General features: G+C 32.3%; 12 protein-coding genes and 2 tRNA genes. 9 read left to right on the top strand and 5 right to left on the bottom strand.

The genetic code is table 11. The features are described 5' to 3' along the window. Window positions 1–70 precede the first annotated feature (70 nt). Window positions 71–502, top strand: a complete 432-nt coding sequence (locus Q0772_RS03645; RefSeq protein WP_298340465.1) for a TerB family tellurite resistance protein — start codon at window positions 71–73, stop codon at window positions 500–502. Between the two features lie 65 nt (window positions 503–567). On the opposite strand, the gene Q0772_RS16265 is transcribed toward Q0772_RS03645, so the two are convergent. Then, on the bottom strand, window positions 568–2301 hold the full coding sequence (locus Q0772_RS16265) for a WYL domain-containing protein (RefSeq protein ID WP_366105104.1): 1734 nt from the start codon (window positions 2299–2301) through the stop codon (window positions 568–570). Between the two features lie 138 nt (window positions 2302–2439). Here Q0772_RS16265 and Q0772_RS03660 point away from each other — a divergent pair, with 138 nt between their 5' ends. The 8 genes from Q0772_RS03660 to Q0772_RS03695 all read left to right on the top strand — a co-directional run bounded on the left by Q0772_RS03660 (window position 2440) and on the right by Q0772_RS03695 (window position 9980). Continuing rightward, window positions 2440–4947, top strand: a complete 2508-nt coding sequence (locus Q0772_RS03660; RefSeq protein WP_298340467.1) for a hypothetical protein — start codon at window positions 2440–2442, stop codon at window positions 4945–4947. Window positions 4948–5441: 494 nt separating this feature from the next. Next, entirely contained in the window at window positions 5442–5978 is a 537-nt protein-coding gene (locus Q0772_RS03665) for a hypothetical protein (protein WP_298340469.1), read from the top strand. A 130-nt stretch (window positions 5979–6108) separates the two neighbouring features. Next, window positions 6109–6181 (top strand) — tRNA-Pro (locus tag Q0772_RS03670). A gap of 6 nt (window positions 6182–6187) precedes the next feature. Then, window positions 6188–6271: transfer RNA gene (locus Q0772_RS03675), tRNA-Tyr, on the top strand. A 14-nt stretch (window positions 6272–6285) separates the two neighbouring features. Further along, window positions 6286–7680: an RtcB family protein gene (locus Q0772_RS03680; protein WP_298340471.1), complete on the top strand. Its 1395-nt coding sequence runs from the start codon at window positions 6286–6288 to the stop codon at window positions 7678–7680. Next, window positions 7677–8096, top strand: a complete 420-nt coding sequence (locus Q0772_RS03685) for a hypothetical protein (protein ID WP_298340473.1) — start codon at window positions 7677–7679, stop codon at window positions 8094–8096. Before Q0772_RS03680 ends, Q0772_RS03685 begins: the two co-directional genes overlap by 4 nt. A 103-nt stretch (window positions 8097–8199) precedes the next feature. Next, window positions 8200–9147, top strand: coding sequence for an oxidoreductase family protein (locus Q0772_RS03690; RefSeq protein ID WP_298340475.1), 948 nt, complete (start codon window positions 8200–8202; stop codon window positions 9145–9147). A 2-nt stretch (window positions 9148–9149) separates the two neighbouring features. After that, entirely contained in the window at window positions 9150–9980 is an 831-nt protein-coding gene (locus Q0772_RS03695) for an inositol monophosphatase family protein (protein ID WP_298340477.1), read from the top strand. On the opposite strand, the gene Q0772_RS03700 is transcribed toward Q0772_RS03695, so the two are convergent. From Q0772_RS03700 to Q0772_RS03715, 4 genes are all read right to left on the bottom strand, one after another. After that, window positions 9953–13219: a VCBS repeat-containing protein gene (locus Q0772_RS03700; RefSeq protein ID WP_298340478.1), complete on the bottom strand. Its 3267-nt coding sequence runs from the start codon at window positions 13217–13219 to the stop codon at window positions 9953–9955. The two genes, Q0772_RS03695 and Q0772_RS03700, sit on opposite strands and share 28 nt — an antisense overlap. 36 nt (window positions 13220–13255) lie before the next feature. After that, a complete protein-coding gene (locus Q0772_RS03705) occupies window positions 13256–15508 on the bottom strand; it encodes an MMPL family transporter (RefSeq protein ID WP_298340480.1) in 2253 nt (750 codons plus the stop codon). Between the two features lie 60 nt (window positions 15509–15568). Then, on the bottom strand, window positions 15569–16471 hold the full coding sequence (locus tag Q0772_RS03710; RefSeq protein ID WP_298340483.1) for a histone deacetylase: 903 nt from the start codon (window positions 16469–16471) through the stop codon (window positions 15569–15571). 87 nt (window positions 16472–16558) lie between these two features. Further along, window positions 16559–18676 carry a Tex family protein gene (locus Q0772_RS03715; protein WP_298340485.1) on the bottom strand — a complete coding sequence of 706 codons (2118 nt, stop codon included), beginning with the start codon at window positions 18674–18676 and terminating at the stop codon, window positions 16559–16561. Window positions 18677–18685 lie beyond the last annotated feature (9 nt).

An 18685-nucleotide genomic window follows, 5' to 3' on the forward strand; every position in this document is an offset into this window, starting at 1 on the left:
AAAATTAAAATTTCAATTTAAAATCTTAAAAAAAATATGTAGGTTTGCAGCACTAAAAAAAGATGTATATATGTCGTTTTCAAATTTATTTGACGGAGGTTTTAAAAAGCGTAATAAAAGCCATTTTGCTGCAATTGTGCGTGTAGCTATGGCTGATGGTGTAATCACTGATGATGAAAAGGCTTTTTTGGATCGATTAGCACAGCGTTTAGAGATTGGTGAAAACGACTACAAAGCTATTTTAAAAGATTACAATTCACATCCAATTAATCCACCTGTATCATATGATTTACGTTTAGAGCGTTTATACGATTTAGTTCGAATGATACATGTAGATACCATTACTGGTGATGATGAAATGTCGCTTTTGAAAAAGATTGCAGTGGGACTTGGGTTTCATGCAGTGAACGTAAAATACATTATCGATAAAGCATTAACGCTAGTAAGTAACGGTGCTGATTTGGATGATTTTGTGGACCAAATAAAGAATATGAATAGATAAGTAATTATAAATTCTATACTATTTAAAAGCGTCCAATATGTTGGGCGCTTTTTTTTGGATACGATTTATTTTGGATTGAAAAGCACTTCCTTTTCTTTGTATTCTAGCCTATTTGGTAATGCAATAGATGAAAATTCTAAATGTAATACACGACGCCTTTTTTGAACTTTCGATGCTGATGACGCATGCAACAACAAAGGCTTTATAAGCTGTACACCTCCTGAAGCTACTTCGCTTGCAAAAGGTATAGAATTGGTAGTTATTAATTTAATTTCATCATCATTTAAACGTTTGTTGTGCGATCCTGGAATAACTTTTAGCGCTCCATTTTTTTCGGTGGTATCATCTAAATGAATACGCATGGAAAATGTATTTTTTGAAATTTCTTCTGGCGGACAAACACTTATCACACCTTTTTTGTTAGTCCATGAACTAAAACCTACAGTTTCTATTTTTTCTAAAACATTTATTGGCACATCTTGATGCCATGTTACGTACCAATTATCTTGCGGGGACTTATCAAAATAAATAGCCTTGGTTAAAAAAGCGTTTTTATCTATTGATTTTACGAGTTTTTTGAAGTTTTTGTTGAATAGAATATCTTTTATTTCAGGTAATTTCTGGAGGACTTCCCGCATGCCGAATGCTTGCTCATTATTTTGTTTGATATAAGTATCAAATTTGGCTTTAAGTTTTCTGATGTCGCGTTTGGTATAGACATGGTTTAGAATTCCGAACCCTTTATACTCAAGTCTTTTTGCAATGGTACGGAGGTTTTTATCATTAATTTCGGTTTCATAAACATCTACAGCATCATACAAACGTTCTTTTATGTTGCGTTTTAAACGTTCTGGAGCAATAACTTTTATACCTTCACCCAAACTCAGTATTTCTTTTTCTAATTCGAAATTATGCTGAACTTCTAAAGAAATGGTTACGCCATAATGGTCTCTACTCACTTCTTTTTGCGTGTGATGAAAAGGCTTAGTTAATACATAAGGTGCTTGTTTATGGTTGATGTACAGCAACATATTTTCGGGTTTTAAATTTGGACTAACAGAGACACCAATGGCATTTTTATAAAAGTTTTCAGAATTAAAATTTGAATCTAACAGAAATGATTTTAAACTTTTTTCAATTGAAATCATTCTATCTAAAGCCAAATTCATAATACCTTCATGTTTTTGTCGCTTACCAATAACAAACCATCTATTTCTAAATTCTTTTAATAAATAAGGATGAAACGTAAATGTGCTTTCTTGTCGGGCTTTAAACGATTGATACGTAATTTCAATAGCTTGCTTTTTTAAAATGAACTGGTAAAGTGGATCTAGAAATTTTAGTCCTTTTAAGTTTTCATTTTTTTCAAAATCAATTAATGATTTTTCTTGTGTTTTTTGGGTGTACACATGGTCTTCTAATTTCTGCACCATACTGCCTAGTTCCTCAAAATGAGAAAATCCTTGAAATTGTTTTAAAAATGAAACCGCCTCCGATAATTTTGTTAAATCTTGGTTGGAAATTGGGCTATTTGTAATGCTATAACTAGCGTCTTCATATTTATAAAATTTTCGCTCATAAACCACTATTGGTGCGTTATACCCTAACTTATCGCTTCGCATCATTTGAATGTCTAGTTGCACCGTTCTTTTACTAACATCTATAGCTTTTCCTTCGTATTCGTAAAGTGCATCCGAAACTGCTTCAATTAAATCATTAAGCGTCCATTGTCTGAAATTATTTTGCAAACATTTATCAATGGTTTTATACCGGATTAATGCGTTTTTGTTTACTGCCATTTTCTGAAATATTTCTTCTAAATTAGAAGAAAATATTTATTACGCAAAAAGGTTGCGTAACTTCATATGACTTTTGAAAAATATAATAAAAAGTAAAATAATAATAATTAGAAAATGCTTTTGTAATAACTTTATGTCATGGCAAACAAAGAAGATAAAGAATATCAAAAAATTAATACTGAAGCATGGGGGTTTTATGATAAAGATAATCTTGATAAGGCTTTTGACACAAGCAAGAAGATAATTGAATTATATCCAAAAAAAATTGGAGGTTATTATCTTTCAGGAATCATAGAATATGACAAAAGAAATTTTGTAAAGTCAGTTGAGTATTTCAAAAATGCCTTAGAAGTTGATTCTGAGAATAAAGCAGGTGGTTTTATTCATTATTGGTTAGGAAAAAATTACAATGAAAAAAGTAAAGAGTGGTTTAATGATTTTGTAGATAACCCTGTTTACAGTTTTGATATGGCTAGATTTTCATTTGAAAAATCAACTGAATATGAAGAATATCCTAGAGGCACAGTCGTTGAGTTAATTCGAATATTTAGAAAAGACAACTACAAGTTAATCACAGTTTTAAAAAATGCTTTAAAAAACTTCTCTAGTGATATTGATTTTTTAATAAGGTATTCTCGTGCTTTAACACAAATTAATAAAAATGAAGATGCTTATAATATTGTTTCTACTAAAGCAAATGAATTAAACTCTCCTAGCCTTTATTATGAGGGAGGTATGATACTTTATAAAAGTAAGGATTACAAGTCGGCAATATTAAATTTTGAAAAAGCTGTAACAGTTTCTAGTGGAAAACCTGAAAATGTTGCAGGTATATATTGTCAAATTGCAGATGCATATTATAAAGAAAAGAATTTTGAAAATGCATCTAAAAACTTTAATTATGCTTTTGAATTAATTATAAGCTATAACTTAAAAAATACAGATTATCCTAATAATGCGTTTTGGCTTGCATTATTTGGAATAATAATTACCGTGGTAGAAGTAAAACAAATTGATGAACTTAATAGTTCTATTTTAAAAATTCCATTTACAGAAGAAACTATAGACTATATTGAATCATTTCATGAATTTACCATTGAAACTGGTTCAGGAGTAGTATTTAGTTATGAAAATGATTTTAGCATCAGAAAGTGTATTACAGAATTAAATAAATTTAAAAAAAAGTCAAATGATCCAATCACATTAAGTAAATTAAATTGGCTAAAAGCTATTCTATACTATCAAGACAATAAACATGAATATAGTCTCAACGCCTTAAGAGAAGTTTTAAAAAATGATAATAATAGTGACAGTTATATATACAAAAGAATATCAAGAGCTTATTACTATTGTTTGAATGATAGAATCAGTAGCAAAAAAAGTTATGATGACTTAATGACAAAACTCGGTTTAGACTTAAATAAATACAGACCATTAAGAAATAACTTTGATGAATATTACATTGAACAAGTTATTGATTGGCTGTTTTCTGATGAAAATTATCAAGCAATTATTGAGTTGAAAAAACATTTCACTTCAATACAGTTAGATAAATCTAAATCATGGTTTGAAATAGCTTATTCATATCATTCAATAGAAGATGAAAAAAATGCTCAAAAAGCCTACGAATATTACCTTTCTAAAAATAAAGATTCTTCTGCAGCACTAAACAACTTAGCTAATATCTATCATAAGAAGGGAGATATAAAATATGTTGAAAAAGCAATCAAGTTATACGAAAAAGCTATAAAAATAGATGGAGGAGATGAGAAGTTATATGCAAGGAATTTAAAAAACACTAAAGAAACTAGAGAATTTATTCTAAAAGAAAAAAGCAAAAACGATTTTTTAGAAAAAACTTTTAAAAGAGCTATTAAATTATTAAATAAAGAAGATTATTTCTCACTAGAATCGCTTCACAATTTCTTATTGAATATAAGAAAAGATGATGATTATAATAATGGAGAAATTCCAATTCAAGACGATTATTTTCCATCATTAATGAACACCAATATATCTAAAGCAGAAAAGCTAAAAGATATATGGCTATCCAAAAACTATGTCTATCTCACAGATGATTTTGATGATTATGATGTCCCTATTTACAAAGTGAATCCTTACATTGAAGATGCTGTAAATAAGCAAAGAAAAGTTATCGCAGAAAATGATTTACCCATAAAATGGCTAGAAGGAATCGAAGGTCTCAATGTCTCCAAATTAGAAGAAATACAATATTTTAATATAATTGAGAAAATAGGCAAAATCAATAAAAAATATAAACCTCTAGTAAAGAGAGATTTTAACGAATTAGTGTTTAATTACCTCGTTGGAAATATTAAAGCAACAATAGTTCTATCTGGTTCATTTGTTGAATTAGTCCTTACATATTTTCTCGAACGAAAAAAACACACTCAAATTCAATATTCAAATACAAGACCTAAGAACTTATATGATTGTAATCTTTTCGATTTAATATCTTTTTCAGAAGAAAAAGGTTTTTTTGGAAAAGATTTTTTTCACTTAACTAATCTATCAAGAGTATATAGAAATTTTATACATCCAGGCCTAGAATTAAAAAATGAATTAAATAAAGGTAAATCAGATTTATGCTTCATTAGTACATTAGAAATATTTAAGCTTATTTAGAAAAAAAGAACCCTGAAACAAAAATTATTTGCTTTTTTCAAAAAAATATAATACTTCGTATTATGAGGGCATTTTTCATGCATTTGAAAAAATAAATTTTGAAAATTGAAATATTTATTCAAATCTTTGCAACGCATTTCAACCAAAACTAAGTTGAATTAAAAATTAGAAACTATGAGTTTATTTATAACATATCAAAATTTCCCGAAAGGCATATCGCCTTTTGTGATGCTTCGTGATTATCGTTAGATAAACTTTTCAAAATTTATAAATGAGAAATCCGAAGCCGTTAAACAAACTGTTTCGGATTTTTTGTTTTCAGTCGTTAGCGTTCTGCTAAACCATTTCCAAAAACAGTTTAGAAAAAATAAACAAATTGTATTGTTATTCTGAGCACAGTTGAAGCATTTCATATCAATTTACAAACATCAAATTATTAATTAAAAAAGATCCTGAAACAATCCCGAAAGCTTTCGGGGCAAGAGGAGGAAACAATGGACACAAATTTGTTAAACAATTATGTGCTTAAAGCTATAGATGCTTATCCATACGATTTAGAAGAAACTGTAGAAAATTTAAACTACGCCTTGTCTTACGAAGCCAATAATGCTTACGCTTTGTATTTAATAGGACGTTTACAAGCCGAACAATTTGGCGATTACGAAAAAGCAAAACAGTATTACGCTGAGGCTTTGGCTAATAAAATGGATTTTCAAAAAGTATATCCAAAATATATTTTGGTATTGATATGGAATGAAGATTACGAGGAAGCTCAAAAATTAATAGACTTTGCCTTTACCATAAAAGGATTAAATAAGGCTGAAGTTTGGTTAAGACAAGGACAATTACTTGAGAATCTTCAAGCGTACAAAAAAGCGATTAAAGCACTAAAAAAAGCTACATTATTTAGCTGTAATGATGAGTTTACAGGTTTTATTAATTCTGAAATATCAAGAATTAAAGACAAAATAAAACCTAAAAAGCAGAAATCATCCAAAAATAAAAAAGCTAAAAGAAAGAAAAACAAATAAATTATTTACTACGCAAAAACATTGCGCAATATCATGGAATATTTGCAGAGTAATTAATTAAAAGCCTTTTGGAATCAGGCTTTAAAAGTAGTGCTCCACCAGACGAGGAAGCTGGTGGGGCTTAATGAAACTGGGAAGATAACGATTGGTTGTTTACTCGCTTTGGATGCGAGAGGTTGCAGGTTCGAGTCCTGCTTCTCAGACAAATAGGAAGCATTGAGCAATTGGTTGGCTCGCGAGACTGTAAATCTCGTTTCATTATGAACGTGTAGGTTCGAGTCCTACTGCTTCCACAAAATTAGAAATCATGAAAACAAAAATCACAGGAAAAGACTTAATCGCATTAGGTTACAGACAAGGAAAATGGATGAAAGAGGCCATCACACAAATCAATGAAAACAATTTAGAAGGCGATGATTTAACGGCTTATTTACAGCAGTTTAAATCTCCAGACCCGATAGCATTACATGCAAATCCAGTTGATTTTTCAATTAATATTAAAGCTGAAAATGAGTTAGAAAAAGATAATGTTGCTAAAGTGATCAATTCCATGCAAACTTTAATGAAAACACCAACTTTAGTTGCTGCCGCTATTATGCCAGATGCATGTCCTGCGGGTCCAGATGGCAACATTCCAGTTGGCGGTGTGGCAGTTGCAAAAAATGCTATTCATCCAGGCATGCATAGTGCAGATATTTGTTGTTCAGTTATGTTAACTGATTTTGGTAAAGCAAATCCAAAAGACATTTTAGATGCTGCACATGCCAATACGCATTTTGGCCCTGGTGGACGTGATAGAAATACACAATTTCGCTTTCCAAAAGAATTATTAGACGCTTTTGAAGCCAACTATTTCTTAGGCGATAAAGACATGATTAAAATGGCAAGAGCACATTTAGGTACGCAAGGCGATGGCAATCATTTCTTGTTCGTTGGTACTTCCAAAAAAACAGGAAATACCATGTTAGTTACCCATCACGGGTCTAGAGGTCCTGGGGCAAGATTGTACACAAGAGGCATGAAAATAGCCGAACGTTACAGAAAAGAATTGTCTCCAGACACTAAAAAAGAAAATGCATGGATTCCTTTTGAAACTGAGGAAGGTCAAGCCTATTGGGATGCATTGCAAACCATAAGAAGCTGGACAAAAACTAATCATGAAGTGATTCACAATTCGGTTGCCGAAACTTTAGAGATTGGTATTGAAAACAGATACTGGAACGAGCATAACTTTGTATTTAAAGATGGCGATTTGTTTTACCATGCTAAAGGCGCAACACCTTTAGATGCGAAGTTTATGCCCGATATTACAGGGCCTCGTTTAATTCCTTTAAACATGGCGGAACCCGTGTTGATTGTAGAAGGTAAAACCACCAAAACCAATTTAGGTTTTGCGCCTCACGGTGCTGGTAGAAATGTAAGCCGTACGCAACACAGAAAAAGCAAAACGGGAACTATCATGCAAATTTTCAAGGAAGAAACACAAGGTTTAGATGTTCGCTTTTTCTCTAAGGAAATTGATATTACCGAGTTACCAAGTGCATACAAAGATGCTAAAACCGTAAGAGCCCAAATGGAGGAATACGGCTTAGGAAAAGTCATTGACAAAGTGATGCCTTATGGTTGTATTATGGCTGGCGATTGGCAGAAAAATGCGCCTTGGAGGGTTAGACGGGAGAAACGTAATAAAAACAGAAAATGAAAAATCAAGAATTAAATAGTCTTATTAAAAAAATAGAAAATCAAAATTCTTTTGATAAGGCTTATATCGGGTTCTTTTATGATGACAACGAATACTTAAGCTATATTAAAGCTAATAAAGAAGGGCTTATGCTTCATGTAAATCAATTTCTTAAAGCATGTTTAGAGTTTGAAGAAAATAAAATGAACACCAATATTGTTTATGAGATCTCTCATGATATTGATTTGAAATATTCTGATTTTAAGTTCTCTCGTATTGAGTATGTGAAAAAATCTGAGATAAATCTTGAAAAAACAGAAGAGCATAAACAAACATTCAAAAATCAAGTGGGATGTTTCATTGCAATTGCAATAGGTTTATTTGCCCTAGTCTCACTATTGGTTGGTTTTTACACTATATTATCAAGTTTCTTCTAAGTTCAATAAGTATTTCAAAAAGGATAAAGCGGCAAATCAAGTTTGTCGCTTTTTTCATAATTCTTCAAACATAAAATCCTTATTTCCCTACCTTTACCTCCCTATGAACACCCATTTTAAATCCATCATTCTACAAAAAACAGGAGCCACCTCTTTAGTTGAAAAAGAAACCATCCAAGAATTATGGAGTGGTTATGGTAAAATTATCCGTATTGCTTTAGAAAACGCTCCTGTAGAAAGCATTGTGATAAAGCACGTGCAATTACCAAATAGCCAAAATCACCCAAGAGGCTGGCATACCGATATTGGGCACCAACGAAAATTAAAATCTTACAAAGTAGAAACCACCTGGTATAAAACCTACAGTAAACATTGTAAGGCGCGTTTGCCAAAATGTTTTGGTATTGAAAACTACCAAGACGAAACCCTTATTATTCTCGAGGATTTAGACGCCGCAGGTTTTCCTTTACGCAAACATAGTGTAGAATGGCACACTATTGAAAAGTGTTTAGAATGGTTGGCGCAATTTCATGCGAGTTATTTAGGCAAAACACCAAACGAACTTTGGGATGTTGGCACCTATTGGCATTTAGAAACCAGACCTCAAGAACTTGAGGTTTTAGATGATACAGCTCTAAAGAACGCAGCTAATGCTATTGACAAAAAATTGAACAACTGTAACTTTAAAACCTTTGTACATGGCGATGCTAAATTGGCAAACTTTTGTTTTTCTAAAAACGGTGCCGTTGCTGGTGTAGATTTTCAATATATTGGTGGTGGATGCGGTATGAAAGATGTTGCTTATTTTATAGGCAGTTGCCTTAATGAAAGCGAATGCGAACGTTTAGAATCAAAAGTGTTAGACACTTATTTTACGCATTTACACAATGCACTTGGTAAACCAAATAAACCGCTTGAGAACGAATGGCGACCTTTATATCATGTAGCTTGGGCAGATTTTCATCGGTTTTTAAAAGGTTGGAGTCCTGGACATTGGAAAATTAATAGTTATAGCGAACGTATTACTGCCAAAGTTATCAAAAACCTATAGCAATGGATTTTCAACATTTAACAACTCTAGCTATTGAAGCAGCACTTTCAGCTGGAAAAATCATCAACAAATATATAAATAATGCTATTGTTGTGGAGCAAAAAGAAGGCGGTTCTACCTACGCCTCTCAAGTCGTCACAAAAGTAGACCGTGAATGTGAACGTATTATTTTGTCGTATTTGCAACCCACTTGTGAAGCGTTTGATATTGGTTTACTATCTGAAGAAACCAAAGATGATGGTAGTAGATTTGAAAAAGATTTCTTTTGGTGTATAGACCCTTTAGATGGAACACTAGCATTTATTAATAAACAACCTGGGTTTTCGGTTTCTATTGCTTTAATTAGAAAAGATGGCATACCTGTAATAGGCGTTGTTTTTAATCCTAGTACCGAAACGTTATACCACGCCATAAAAGGACACGGCGCTTATAAAAACAAAAAGCCTTGGCATATTAAAAACACTAACGATTATTTAACTTACGTCACCGATAAAAAGTTGAGTGACACACCTAAGCAGGAAAAAATCCAAAATATTCTTAATAAACACAAAATAAGTTTGGGATTAAAAAACATTAAAGAGATATCGGGTGCGGGCGCAGTAATGTGTGCCATTGTAGTATTAGAAAACGGACCCGCTTGTTTTTTAAAACTGCCTAAAACAGCAACTGGTGGCGGTAGCATTTGGGATTATGCGGCAACTGCTTGCATATATCAGGAACTAGACTTACCTGCGAAAAGTTTTAATGGTTCACCATTAAATTTGAATAAAAAGGGGAACACATTTATGAATAAAACAGGCGTTTATTACTCCAATTTTAAAAATTGCAGTTGACTATCAGCATTAAACAACACCAAATGTAATTTGTCATTTATCCGAATCTGCTCTATAGCCTTAGTTTCGGTATTAGAAATAGTTTGATTTAAAGTAGTAAATTTTGAGTTGCCGCTAGCTTTCAACATATAACCTTGTGATGCATCATAACGCACCGTTTCCACCTCAGCGTCATACATGGTTCCTACACCTATTACTTCTGGTGTTTCATCTTTATCACAATCCAAAAATTCGAAATCTAAGGTTGGTCCAAATTGCGCTTTATTGGGCAATCTGCGAAATTCAAAATTAGAGTTCCCTTTGTTTTCAATATAATAAGAACTAAAGGTTGTTGCACTTAAATGCAATGCATTCTCAATAGTTTCTTTACCGTAAACATCAAAAATAGTAGCATTTGCAAATGCTTTATAAGATGCAATTTTATCCTTTAAAAAAGGCGTTTGTTGGGTAGAACATTCTTTCCCACGAAGCGGAAATACATCACCATTATACGTTTTACTTAATGCAAAATCGTAGCTGTCATTATTATCAAAATAATTGGCATAAATATGCAGTGGTTTTGTCTCTGTAGGATGAAATTTATTGTTTTCTCCAAAATTCCCAACAAAGTAATCTTCGTCGCCATCGTTATCAAAATCAATCGCTTTAATTGTTTGAAACCAGCCAGTTTTAGAATCGCTAGGTAATTCTACTTTTTTAAAAATACCTTTATGGTTATTTAAAAACGTTACTGGCATCCATTCGCCCACCACAATTAAATCAGAATCGCCATCACCGTCATAATCTGAAAACACCGCATTATTTACCAAACCTATGTGCTGTAATGCTTTTGCTCGTTTGTTTGTGGCGTTTATAAACGTACCGTTTCTATTTTCAAGCAAGTATGATTCTGGTGCTTTAGGGTATTTTCCAGGAACCACACGTCCGCCAACAAACAAATCTATATCGCCATCGCCATCAAAATCATCTGCGGTAATCGCTTTAGTAACGTTTAATATGTTTGGCAATCTTCCTTTAGAAAATTCACCCTTTCCATTATTTATGTATAAGCGGTCTTGTTGCAGCTTGTCGTTTTTGGGCAAACTATAATTTCCAGAGGCCACATAGAGGTCTTCATCACCATCATTATCCGCATCAAAAAACAAAGCATTATTAGCATTGTATGCTTTATCTTTTTCGAAAATTGGTTGGTTAGATAATGTGAATTCTCCTCTTGTATTTTGAAAATATACTTCAGAAGAAAAACCTGCTGTATTGCCTAGAAACAAATCCTCTAAACCATCATTATTTACATCAGCAACTGTTAAAGCTGCATCAATTGTAGATTGTTTTTGTGGTAATAAGACTTGAAGATTGTAATCGTTAAATTTTACCGATTGGTGTTTGTAATTGATGCCTAATGCTGAAGCCGAAATACTTTTAAAACGTAAATCTGTAGTTTCAATAATGGTATCGTTTTCTTTTGCATTTTTATGCGCTAAGGTTATATGTTGGTTGGTTTTAATCTGGGTTAGCGTTTCTTGTTTGCCATCATTCCAAATTACTTTTAAACTGTCAATACGTTTTAATTTATCCAAGCCAAAAATTAAATTATTAGTTACCGTAGATTGATAACCTCTAGATGTATAAACCGGTTTTACTTGCTGTAAATTACCAGCATAAACCAAAACTTTAGCGCCAATACCGTTTTTGTTTGTATTTGAACCTTCTAAGTTTATTTTAATATAATTAGCAATACTATTATTTCTATAAATAGACGCTTTATCAGATTGGTTGTTAAGTACCAAATCTAAATCGCCATCGTTATCAAAATCTGCATAAGCGGCACCATTTGAATTAATTTTTGTATCAAATCCAAAGGCAAGAGACATATTTTTAAAAGTAAGATCTTTATTATTTAGAAACATGTAGTTTTCTAATTTTGCCGAAGGTATCAGTTGTAGTGCCGTTTCTAAGTTTTGCCTTTCGTCAAATTTTGACAATTTTTTCCCCATCTCTTTCCTAAAATCCTGATTGGCAATATCCTTATCAATACCATTAGTTACAAACACATCGTTGTAGCCATCATTATTAAAATCGGCTACCAAAGGTGCCCAACTCCAGTCGGTATTGGCAATGCCCGAAAACTGCCCAATTTCACTATACGTGCCATTGCCCATATTTAACTGTAACATGTTGGACATGTATTGATGATGCCAACCTCTATATACCATGCGGTTAAATTTGGCAATATCCATAGAGGCCATGTTTTCTTTTCCGCGTTTTCTATCGGCAGCAGACATATCTAAAACTACCAAATCGGGTTTTAAATCATTGTTAATATCGGCAAAATCAGAACCCATACTGTTGTTAGAAATGTGTTTAAATCTGGTTAACACCTCATCTGTAAATGTGCCATCTTTATTGTTTATCCATAGAAAATCGGGTTCTAAAAAATCGTTGGCTACGTAAATATCTGGCCAATTATCATTATTAAAGTCACCAATAGATGCACTTAAGCCCCAAGCTTTCTTTTGTATGCCAGCTGCTTTAGATACATCAACGAATTTTCCATTATCATTTCTAAATAATTTATCTAAATCATCTTTAGTAATTCGGGTTTGTAAACTTGGGTTTAGTAATGTTTGCAATTTGGCTTCTAAACTATGATTTACCAAATACATATCTAGATCGCCATCTTTATCGTAGTCAAAAAAATAGGCTTGCGTAGAAAACCCATATTCTTTTAAACCATACTCTAGAGCTTGCTCTTTAAATTTGTTGTTTTTTTGATTGATATAAAGCTTGTTTTGTCTTAAACTTCTACTTTTTACAGAAGCCGATTTACATACGTAAATATCTAACCAACCATCGTTATTTATATCTATCATGCTAACTCCTGTAGACCATCCTTTAGCATCTGCAACACCTGCCGATTTTGTAATGTCTTCAAAAACAAAATTACCTTTATTGAGGTATAACGTGTTTGAATTTTGATTTGATGTAAAGTAAATATCCTCTAACCCATCATTATTAATATCACCAACTGCAACACCGCCACCATTATAAATATAGGAGTAATTTAAAAAGTTGAAATCGGGTGTTTCTTTAATAGAATTTTGAAAATTGATGTTAGAATGGCTCGAAGGAATATTGGTAAACATGATGTTTTTGCCATCATTATAAGGTGGTGGTAAATCATCCTTACAGGATAAGCATGCAATAGCAATTATAAGATAGAAATGTTTTTTTAAAATCATCAATTTTCTACTTTTAACCCAAGATAATAAATTATGTTACCTGTCAAAAGTTTTTAATAAGGCTGGTAAGTAAAAAATATCAGTGATTAAAGCAATAGATACCGTTACTGCACAAAGTAACCCAAAATGACTCACTGAAGGCACCGCACTAGAACTGATAATTAAAAATCCGCCAACTAATGCAATTGTAGTAGAAAAAAGTGCTGTACCAGTATACATCATAGCACTATTCATTCGTGCTTCAGGAGAATCTTTTACTTGTTTAGTTCTCTTGTATTTATAAACCAAATGAATAGTATCGTCCATGGCTATACCCAGCATTATTGGCGTAATCATAGCTGTTGTGACATCCAAAGTAATATCAAACCAACTCATTATAATAGCGAGTACTACAAGTGGCAAAACATTTGGAATTAGTACTAAAAGAGTCGTTCTTATGTTTCGAATAAATACCCATAAACATAAAAACCCAACGATAAATGCCACAAAAAATGATTTGAATTGCGTTTCCAATATAAAATTATTTAGCTGCGCAAAAACCACTGCAAAACCATTAATTTTTAGTTTGTATTTTTCTATAGGAAAGGTGTTTTTAAAATCATGTTCTATTTCAAACAACAGCTGCTCTAGTTGAGACGTATTCATTTCCTTGAAGCTAATAGTAATACCTGCTGAAGTAAAATCATTTGAAAATAATTTAAAAAAACTGTTTTCTTTAGCATCTATGGAAGCTAACGTATTTTCAATTTTTTCTTTTGAAATATTTGTTTGAAACAACACGGGTGTACGACTCTCCAAAAAAGACTTAACATCTACTACAGATACAGGAGCTGCAATCAGTGAATTTTGTTCTAATTTAACTTGAAATTCTTCCAAATAACCTATCGCTTCTTTGTGTAATATTTTATTGCCATTTAACATTGAAATATCAAGTTGGATTCTAGAGCTTCCATTTAACTTACTTTCAACTATTCTTAAATCTTGTTTTGCTTGCCCTTCTGCTAAAAGATCTAAAGAATTGGTATCAATCTTCACTTGAAAAATAGAGTAAATACCATATATCAAAATAATAGAAAACCCTAATATAATTCTAGTTTTATATCGTGTTGTGAATCTGTTTAACCAATGGATTACTTTGGTTTGACTTATAAAACTTAGTCTTAAAACAGGTTTTGTTTCTTTAAAATTAAGCGTCATAAAACTAAACCCGATAATAGTAATTATGTATACTAATAAAAAAGTTAAAACAAGACCAATACACGTAAATATTCCCATGTTTTTAAATGCTGGTAATGGTGATAAGTATAATGCAAAATACCCAACAAAGGTTGTAAGGGTGGTATAAAAACAAGGGGTAAAGCTTTTTCTAATCGCTAGTGTAATTAGCTCAATTTTATCAAAATTTTTGTTTTTAAGTCCTTCTTTGTGATAAATATTAATAATATGAACTGCATCACTTACACTGTAAACCATTAGAATGGTAGGAATAAGCATTGATATCATATTTAAAGCAAAACCAAATGATGTGATAATCCCAAACAGTAATGTTAATGGAATGGCAACAGATAATAACGAGACTAATAAATACCTTTTACTTGGTAATAAAAACATTAATAAAAGTGTAATTACCAAAACGGTTAAAACCCCAAATAACATGCTCTCTTTATATATACCTAAGCTATATGCTTCATTTAATACTGGCGGCCCCGTTAGGTAGTAGTTAGGATATTTTTCGGCTATAATTTGCCTGATTTCTCCAGCTATAATTTTACGTTGGGCTTCAATGGTTGGCGTTGGATTTAGTTGAATGTAAAAAAATTGATTTTTAAAATCTTTAGTAACCAACTGCGATGCTATGTTAGGTAGTTTAGATAATACATTTTTTAAGCCTTTTTCGCTTCGTTTTGTATTATATAAATCGTCAAAATTTATTTTGTTATTGGCATAAATAGGGTATTGTGCTTTTGCTAAACTGAATGTAGTTTTTACAAAGGGAAGTGTCTCAATAGATTGATGCAATTCTAGTAAATGTTCCTTTTCTTTTAAGCCAATAGCGTTTTCAACAGGAAACATGGCAACAAAGATTTCATCAGAACCTATTTCTTCTTGAAAATCTATATATGCTTTGTAACTGGGGTCATCTTCTAAAAACCAAATAGATAAAGAGTTGTCAACTGTTAAGTTTTTAATCGTTTGTTGTGCCGAAAAACACATTAAAACAAAAAGTAAGATAATAATTGGTAAACGATATACTATGATACCGTTTATAAGTTGCTTTAGCTTTTTCATTTAGGGAATGTGCAAACTATATTTTCTGCAAAGATACTTCTTAGTTAATTAATAGATATGCTAAAAGAAAATCTCCTGTGCCAGCCTAAACGTATTGGCATGCGCTTCAATAATAATTTTAATATCTGGAGAATAACCTCCACCCATGGAGCACATTACTGGTGTTTTATTGTTTTTACAAGTTTGTAAAACAAATCGATCACGCTCCTTGCACCCCTCCAAAGTCAACCCTAATTTCCCTAATTTATCTGAAGCCACAACATCTACACCAGATAAATAATAGATGAAATCTGGTTTTTCATCATTTATTAATTTTGGTAAAATGTCCTTTAAAATAGATAAATAGGTTTCATCATCTGTGTCATTTTCTAAAGCAATATCTAAATCACTTTGCTCCTTTTTAAAAGGGTAGTTCCCTTTTCCATGCATCGAAAAAGTAAATACCGATGTATCATTTTGAAATATTTCGGCAGTTCCGTTACCTTGATGGACATCTAAATCTACAATTAATACTTTTTTTACTAAACCCTTGTCTAGTAAATAACGTGCGCCAATGGCTTGGTCGTTAAGTAAACAAAAAGCTTCTCCTCTATTAGAATATGCATGGTGTGTGCCTCCAGCAATATTCATTGCAATACCATATTTCAAAGCAAATTCTGTTGCTTTAATTGTACCATCTGCGATTATTACTTCGCGCTTTACTAATACTTCACTTAACGGAAACCCAATCTTTCTAGCCGCTCTTGCATTTAAAGTTAAGTTTTGTAAATCTTTATAATACGCCTCTGTATGAACTCTTAAAATATGGGTATCCTCAGGAATAGTTGGCTCAAAAAAGTTGTTTGAAGTGCAAGTGCCTTCATAAATTAATTGTTGAGGCAACAATTCATATTTAATCATCGGGAACCGATGGCCTTCTGGCAGCGGGTGTTTATATATTTCGTGGTAGGCTATTTTTAGCATTATTTTTCCTGAGAAATTAGGAACCTTTCTTATAAAAATTATTAATTTATAATGGATTCCTGCCTTCGCAGGAATGACAAAATCACTTTATTTATGCAATTTTAACTGAATACGCTTTCGCGGAATATCAACCTCCAACACTTTTACTATAATTTGCTGATGTAAATGCACATGTTCATTCACATCTTTTACAAAACTGTCTGATAGGTTAGAGACATGAATTAGTCCGCTTTCTTTAATACCTACATCTACAAAGCAGCCAAAATTGGTAATATTATTTACAATTCCTGGAAGTAATTGTCCTTCTCGCAAATCATTAATCGTTTTTATGTTTTGATTGAATGTAAAGACTTTCGCTTGCTCTCGAATATCTAAACCTGGTTTTTCTAATTCTTTAATGATGTCTTCTAGGGTTAATAAACCAACCGAATCCGTACAATACGTTTTCAAGTTTAATTTTTGAAGTAGGTCTTTATTTCCAATTAAATCTTCAACAGATTTCCCTAAGTCTTTAGCCATTTTAGTTACAATCGAGTAACTTTCTGGGTGAACCGCAGAATCATCCAACGGGTTTTTAGCATCTTTAATTCTTAAAAAAGCAGCTCCTTGTTCAAAAGCTTTTCCGCCTAAACGGGGTACTTTTTTTATGTCGCTTCTAGATTTAAATACGCCATTTTCTTTTCTATAACTAAAGATGTTTTCAGCTAGTTTAGGACCAATTCCAGACACGTAACTTAGCAACGATTTACTGGCCGTATTAATATTTACTCCAACGGCATTTACGCAATTTTCAACCACAACATCCAATTGTTTTTGAAGTTTAGTTTGGTCGACATCATGCTGATATTGTCCAACACCTATAGACTTAGCATCAATTTTTACGAGTTCAGCCAACGGGTCTTGTAATCGGCGACCAATAGATACCGAGCCACGAACTGTAACATCATAATCTGGAAATTCTTCTCTAGCTATTTTTGACGCTGAATAGATACTAGCGCCAGCCTCACTTACTACAAAAATCTGCACATCATTTTTAAAATGTACTTTTCTAATTAAAGCTTCGGTTTCTCTGGATGCTGTGCCGTTTCCAATAGCGATAGCTTCAATTTTATAGGCCTCACAAAGCGAACTTATCTTTTTCATGGCACCAACACTATCGCTTTTTGGCGGATGCGGATATATGGTTTCATTATATTTTAATTGCCCTTGTGCATCAAGGCACACCACTTTACAACCTGTTCTAAATCCGGGGTCTATGGCTAAAACGCGTTTTTCACCCAAAGGCGAACCCAATAATAATTGTTTTAGATTTTTTGCAAAAACATTAATAGCAGATTCATCAGCTTTATCTTTTGCTAGTTGCAATGCTTCATTGCTTAATGATGGCAGTAATAAGCGTTTGTAAGCATCTTTAATCGCAATTTCAATTTGTTCCGCGCAAGCGTTATTACTTTTTATGATGCGTCTTTCAATATTATCTAGCGCTCTATCGTTATCAATTTCAATTTTTAAACGAATAAATCCTTCTTTTTCCGCTCTTAAAATAGCTAGCAAACGGTGTGATGGAATTCTACTTAAAGATTCTTCCCAATCAAAATAATCTCTAAATTTTTGTGCGTTCTCCTCTTTACCTTTTGTTTTTATCACTTTTGTAGAAATCATTGCAAAACGTTCCAACTGCCTTCGGATATTATTCCGAATATCTGTTCGTTCATTTATCCATTCTGCAATAATATGCCTTGCGCCTTCTAAAGCATCTTCAACTGATTTTACATCGCCTTTTACATATTTATAAGCAATCGACTCCACATCATTTGCATTCTGGCTCATAATTATTTTTGCCAGAGGTTCTAAACCATTTTGTCTTGCTTTTTCAGCTTTTGTTTTTCGGCTTTTTTTATAGGGTAAGTAAATATCTTCAAGGGTTGTTACATCTTGAGTCGACTCAATTTTTTGTTTTAATTCTGAAGTTAAAACATCCTGTTCTTCTAAAGCTTTTAAAATGGCTTTTTTACGCTTTTCTAAAGCTTCAAACTGATCTTTAAACTTTACAATGTCACCTATTTGAACCTCATCTAAATTTCCTGTACGCTCTTTTCTATACCGCGAAATAAAAGGAATGGTACAATCTTCATTAAGTAATGCTATGGTATTTTTTACAGATTGCTCTGGAAGTTGCGTTTGGGAGGTAATAAATTTTATCATCTAATTTAA

It is taken from the genome of uncultured Algibacter sp. (genome assembly GCF_947490405.1).
Classification (GTDB): domain Bacteria; phylum Bacteroidota; class Bacteroidia; order Flavobacteriales; family Flavobacteriaceae; genus Algibacter_B.

What these genes read in the sequence shown, in the direction of transcription:
- Q0772_RS03645 (WP_298340465.1), top strand. Translation starts at nt 71, where the DNA reads ATGTCGTTTTCAAATTTATTTGACGGAGGTTTTAAAAAGCGTAATAAA.
- Q0772_RS16265 (WP_366105104.1), bottom strand. Translation starts at nt 2,301, where the DNA reads ATGGCAGTAAACAAAAACGCATTAATCCGGTATAAAACCATTGATAAA.
- Q0772_RS03660 (WP_298340467.1), top strand. Translation starts at nt 2,440, where the DNA reads ATGGCAAACAAAGAAGATAAAGAATATCAAAAAATTAATACTGAAGCA.
- Q0772_RS03665 (WP_298340469.1), top strand. Translation starts at nt 5,442, where the DNA reads ATGGACACAAATTTGTTAAACAATTATGTGCTTAAAGCTATAGATGCT.
- Q0772_RS03680 (WP_298340471.1), top strand. Translation starts at nt 6,286, where the DNA reads ATGAAAACAAAAATCACAGGAAAAGACTTAATCGCATTAGGTTACAGA.
- Q0772_RS03685 (WP_298340473.1), top strand. Translation starts at nt 7,677, where the DNA reads ATGAAAAATCAAGAATTAAATAGTCTTATTAAAAAAATAGAAAATCAA.
- Q0772_RS03690 (WP_298340475.1), top strand. Translation starts at nt 8,200, where the DNA reads ATGAACACCCATTTTAAATCCATCATTCTACAAAAAACAGGAGCCACC.
- Q0772_RS03695 (WP_298340477.1), top strand. Translation starts at nt 9,150, where the DNA reads ATGGATTTTCAACATTTAACAACTCTAGCTATTGAAGCAGCACTTTCA.
- Q0772_RS03700 (WP_298340478.1), bottom strand. Translation starts at nt 13,219, where the DNA reads ATGATTTTAAAAAAACATTTCTATCTTATAATTGCTATTGCATGCTTA.
- Q0772_RS03705 (WP_298340480.1), bottom strand. Translation starts at nt 15,508, where the DNA reads ATGAAAAAGCTAAAGCAACTTATAAACGGTATCATAGTATATCGTTTA.
- Q0772_RS03710 (WP_298340483.1), bottom strand. Translation starts at nt 16,471, where the DNA reads ATGCTAAAAATAGCCTACCACGAAATATATAAACACCCGCTGCCAGAA.
- Q0772_RS03715 (WP_298340485.1), bottom strand. Translation starts at nt 18,676, where the DNA reads ATGATAAAATTTATTACCTCCCAAACGCAACTTCCAGAGCAATCTGTA.